Raw genomic sequence first — 5,090 nt, 5'->3', positions numbered from 1 at the left:
TGGACGACGAGGTCGACGAGCTTGATCCCTACAAAGGGCAGGATCAGCCCGCCCAGGCCGTACACGTACAGGTTGCGCCGCAGCATCTGCGCTGCAGAGCTCGGGGTGTAGCGGACGCCGCGCAGTGAGAGTGGCACCAGCGCGAGGATGATGAGCGCGTTGAAGATGACCGCCGACAGGATCGCCGACTCCGGGTTGTGCAGGTGCATGATGTTCAGCACCGCAAGCCCCGGGAAGACCCCGACGAACATGGCCGGGATGATCGCGAAGTACTTCGCGACGTCGTTGGCGATCGAGAAGGTGGTCAGCGACCCACGGGTGATCAGCAGCTGCTTGCCGATGGCCACGATCTCGATGAGCTTGGTCGGGTCGGAGTCGAGGTCGACCATGTTCCCGGCCTCCTTGGCCGCCGACGTGCCGGTGTTCATGGCCACGCCGACATCGGCCTGCGCCAGGGCCGGTGCGTCGTTCGTGCCGTCACCGGTCATCGCCACGAGCTTGCCGCCCTCCTGCTCTCGGCGGATCAGCGCCATCTTGTCCTCCGGAGTTGCCTCCGCCAGGAAGTCGTCGACGCCGGCCTCGTCGGCGATGGCGCGGGCGGTGAGCTGGTTGTCGCCGGTGATCATCACGGTGCGGATGCCCATCCGGCGCAGCTCGTCGAACCGGGCCCGCATGCCCTCCTTGACGACGTCCTTGAGGTGGATGACGCCGAGCACCCGTGCGGTGCCGGTCGCGTCCATGGCACCGACGACCAGCGGGGTGCCGCCGGATGCGGAGATCCCGTCCACGACCTCGCCGGCCTGGTGCGGCATCGTGCCGCCGTTCTCCCGTACCCAGGTGACGACCGCCGATGCCGCGCCCTTGCGGATCTGCCGGCCGTCGTCGAGGTCGACGCCGCTCATGCGGGTCTGCGCGGTGAACGGGACGAAGTGGGCGTGGCCCAGCTCGCCCTCGTGCCGTTCGCGCAGGCCGTAGTGCTCCTTGGCGAACACGACGATCGAGCGACCCTCGGGCGTCTCGTCCGCGAGCGACGACAGCTGGGCGGCGTCGGCCAGCTCGTCCGCACCGACCCCGTCCATCGGCACGAAGTCGCTGGCCTGCCGGTTGCCGAGCGTGATGGTGCCGGTCTTGTCGAGCAGCAGCGTGTTGACGTCCCCGGCGGCCTCCACGGCGCGGCCAGACATCGCCAGCACGTTGCGCTGGACCAGCCGGTCCATCCCGGCGATGCCGATCGCGGACAGCAGCGCCCCGATGGTGGTCGGGATCAGGCACACGAGCAGGGCGACCAGGACGGTCACCGACTGCTGCGCACCCGAGTAGATCGCCAGCGGCTGCAGGGTCGCCACTGCGAGGAGGAAGATGATCGTCAGGGCCGCGAGCAGGATGTTGAGCGCGATCTCGTTGGGTGTCTTCTGCCGCGACGCCCCCTCCACGAGGGCGATCATCCGATCGATGAAGGTCTCGCCCGGCCGGCTGGTGATCTGCACGACGATCCGGTCGGAGAGCACCTTGGTGCCGCCGGTCACCGACGACCGGTCCCCGCCGGACTCGCGGATCACCGGGGCTGACTCGCCGGTGATCGCCGACTCGTCGACGCTGGCCACACCTTCGACGACGTCACCATCACCGGGAATGACCTGCCCCGCCTCGCCCAGCACGTGGTCTCCGAGGACGAGCGCCGTCGCGGCGACCTCCTCGACCCGCACCGACCCAGGGTCATCACCGGGCGTCCAGTCGACCAGGCGCCGCGCGACTGTCCTCGTGCGGGTCTTGCGCAGCGTCTCGGCCTGGGCCTTGCCACGGCCCTCGGCCACAGCCTCGGCCAGGTTGGCGAACACCACGGTGAGCCACAGCCAGGCCGTGATCGCCCAGCCGAACACCGACGGGTCCTTGACGGACAACGCGGTGGTCAGCACGGCGCCGACCTCGACGATCAGCATCACCGGGTTGCGCCACATCACGCGCGGGTCCAGCTTGCGCAACGCGTCGGGCAGCGCCTTGACCAGCATCGCGGTGTCGAGCGCACCTGCCGACACTCGGCGCGGGCTCTCGGGCGTCGCCGCGGGATCGGCCGGCTGGGGAGTCCCAGGGGCAACGGTGGTGGTGGGCATCAGTGCAGGCCTTCCGCGAGCGGTCCCAGCGCCAGCGCCGGGAAGTAGGTCAGAGCGACGACGATGAGGATCACACCGAGCAGCAGCCCGACGAACAGTGGGCGGTGGGTCGGCAGGGTGCCCGCGGTCACCGGCACCGGCTGCTGCCGGGCCAGCGACCCGGCCAGCGCGAGCACGAAGACGATCGGCAGGAACCGGGCGAGCAGCATGGCCAGGCCGAGCGCGGTGTTGTACCAGACGGTGTTCACGCCGAGACCGGCGAACGCCGAGCCGTTGTTGTTGCTCGCCGAGGTGAAGGCGTACAGCACCTCGGACAGGCCGTGCGGACCGGCGTTGAGCATCGTCGCCCGCTCCCCCGGCAGCGCCATGGCGATCCCGGTGCCGATCAGCACGCAGGCCGGCGTGGCCAAGATGTACAGGCTGGCGAGCTTCATCTCCCGCCCTCGGATCTTCTTCCCCAGGTACTCGGGGGTCCGCCCCACCATCAAACCGGCGACGAACACGGCCACCACGGCGAGCACGAGCATCCCGTACAAGCCCGAGCCTGTACCGCCCGGCGCGACCTCGCCGGTCATCATGTCGAAGATCGTGATCCCACCGCCGAGGGGGGTGAAGCTGTCATGGAAGCTGTTCACCGCGCCGGTCGAGGTCAACGTCGTCGATGCTGCGAACAACGACGACGCCGGGACGCCGAACCGCGCCTCCTTGCCCTCCATCGCGGCCCCGGCCGCTTGCAGGGCCGAGCCGTGATGGGCGGTCTCGAAAGCGGTGATGCCGATCACCGAGATGACCCAGATGGTCACCATCGCGGCCAGGATCGCATAGCCCTGGCGGACGTCGCCGACGAGCTTGCCGAAGGTGCGCGGCAGTGAGAACGGGATCATCAGGAGCAGGAAGATCTCGACCAGGTTGGTCCACTTGGTCGGGTTCTCGAACGGGTGCGCGGAGTTGGCGTTGTAGAAGCCGCCGCCGTTGGTGCCCAGCTCCTTGATGACCTCCTGCGAGGCGACCGGCCCCCCGGTGAGGGTCTGCTGTCCGCCGGCCAGCGTGGTGACCGTGTCGTACCCGTGGAAGTTCTGGATCGCCCCGCCCACCAGCAGCACGACCGCGAACACGAACGCCAGCGGCAGCAGGATGCGCAGGGATCCCCGGGTCAGGTCGACCCAGAAGTTGCCCAGCCGGTCGGTGCGGGACCGGGCGAAACCCCGCACCAGCGCCACGGCCACCGCCATCCCGACGGCGGCCGAGGCGAAGTTCTGCACGGCCAGCCCGCCCATCTGGACCAGGTGGCCCATCGTGCTCTCACCGGAGTACGACTGCCAGTTCGTGTTGGTGACGAAAGAGGCCGCGGTGTTCCAGGCCTGGTCCGCCTTGACCGCGGGGAAGCCGAGCGAGAGCAGCAGGTGCTGCTGCAGGCGCTGGAAGCCGTACAGGAACAGCACGCTCACCAGGGAGAACGCGAGCACGCTGCGCAGGTACGTCGACCAGCGCTGGTCGGCGTCCGGGTCGACGCCCATCACCCGGTATAGGCCGCGCTCGACCCGGTTGTGCCGGGTGCCGGCATAGACCCGCGCCATGTAATTGCCCAGCGGCACATGCACCGCTGCAAGCAGCACAACAAGGAGACCGGCCTGCAGCAGACCGGCGGTGGTGTCAGACATCAGAACCTCTCCGGAAAGACCAACGCCACGACGAGGTAGATCACGATGGCCACGGCGAGGACAAGACCCACGATGTTCTCGGCGGTCACAGCTTCTCCACCCCCTTGACCACCAGGGCGAGCACACCGAACACGGCGAGGGTCAACAGCACGAACGCAACATCAGCCATGCCGGAAGTACACACCGGACCGAACGCGAGGATCCTCAGCCTTGACGCGCTATTTACGGCCCCGCGGAGAATCAGTACGCGGCGTTGACGTCTGTCGCGTTCGCGCTGCTGACCCTCGCCCGGGCTTGCTCGCCGCCAAGGACCGGGAGAACCCCGGCCGCCACGCAAACCCCATCGACGGCGCGTTCAACGTCCCAGCCGCCCAACTGCGCAGCGACGCGTCGTGGGTGGGCGGTCTCGCCATACGGAATCAGGACGACAATGGCGACCGCAGGAACCTCTGCGACGATCTGTGCCTGGACACCGTGACAACGGAGAGGCGGCCGCGATGACGAGCATCGTCGGTGGCGCACCTGGGCAAGCCCGCGGTCACCCGTCGATGCCTGCCGGAAGCTTGTGATGAGGTTATCGGGCCTGCTGAAACGTGACCGGGTGGCGGCCGCGGCGGCCCTGCTGGCGCCGCTGGTCGTGTGCGCCGTCTTGTCGTTGTTCCCGGACTGGCTCCCGAACACCGACGCGGCGCTGGTGCTGGTTCTCGTCGTGGTCGCGGTGGCAGCCAACGGCGACCAGGCTGGCCGGCAACCTGGCAGCCGTCTCCACCGCCGTGTGGTTCGACTTCTTCTTGACCAAGCCATACCAGCGATTCACCATCGACCGCAATAGCGGACCAAGTCGGCGCGGCGATTGGGCGCTCGCTCTGACACCACCAAGCAGCCGTGACCGCTGTGCTGCCCCCGGGGCGGACTGTCGGCTGCGTTGCCGCTGTCCGAGCTATCCTGCGCAGCGCAGGCAGCTGCCGCGAAGCGGGCACCCACAATGCCGATCCAGGGCGGCGCCAACGCAGTCGTGGAGCCGGCCCTTGCCGAGCATTGGAGGGTGCGCTGATACCCATGAGCAGGTGTACCTGAACTGGCATTCTCGCTCGGTTTCCCAGCTAGCCAGGAGGCTGGGCACGGGATTTCCGATCAAGCTGACGCTACGGAACGGCGACGGCGCAGTCGTGGGTTGTGGTTTGTCCGCGGAGGACCGGAATCGGTGCGGAGTCGAGGCAGTCGAGTTCGTAGGTCCCGGCTGGCAGTGGGACGGTGAAGCGTCCAGCGGAGTCGCTGGTGGTGGTGGTGGTGGTGGTGGTGGTGGTGGTGGTGGTGG

Annotated in this window: 4 protein-coding genes; all 4 read right to left on the bottom strand. The window is 68.4% G+C overall.

The window, feature by feature from the left end; translation table 11 throughout:
• On the bottom strand, positions 1-2,111 hold a 2,111-nt coding region (gene kdpB, locus VIM19_07270; protein HEY5184692.1), incomplete at its 3' end, for a potassium-transporting ATPase subunit KdpB.
• On the bottom strand, positions 2,111-3,772 hold the full coding sequence (gene kdpA, locus VIM19_07265) for a potassium-transporting ATPase subunit KdpA (protein ID HEY5184691.1): 1,662 nt from the start codon (positions 3,770-3,772) through the stop codon (positions 2,111-2,113). The genes kdpB and kdpA, both read right to left, overlap by 1 nt.
• The gene (gene kdpF, locus VIM19_07260; GenBank protein HEY5184690.1) at positions 3,772-3,861 is read right to left on the bottom strand and encodes a K(+)-transporting ATPase subunit F; all 90 of its coding nucleotides are present in this window, start codon (positions 3,859-3,861) and stop codon (positions 3,772-3,774) included. The genes kdpA and kdpF overlap by 1 nt, the downstream gene beginning before the upstream one ends.
• Before the next feature lie 151 nt (positions 3,862-4,012).
• On the bottom strand, positions 4,013-4,501 hold the full coding sequence (locus tag VIM19_07255) for a hypothetical protein (protein ID HEY5184689.1): 489 nt from the start codon (positions 4,499-4,501) through the stop codon (positions 4,013-4,015).
• Between the last annotated feature and the right edge of the window lie 589 nt (positions 4,502-5,090).

The sequence above is a fragment of the Actinomycetes bacterium genome (assembly GCA_036510875.1).
Classification (GTDB): domain Bacteria; phylum Actinomycetota; class Actinomycetes; order Prado026; family Prado026; genus DATCDE01.
The sequence above is the reverse complement of the archived record's forward strand: the minus strand, read 5'-3'. Positions and strand labels throughout refer to the sequence as shown.

Excerpts from the sequence above, each read along its gene's own strand:
- kdpA (HEY5184691.1), bottom strand. The coding sequence starts at position 3,772 with ATGTCTGACACCACCGCCGGTCTGCTGCAGGCCGGTCTCCTTGTTGTG.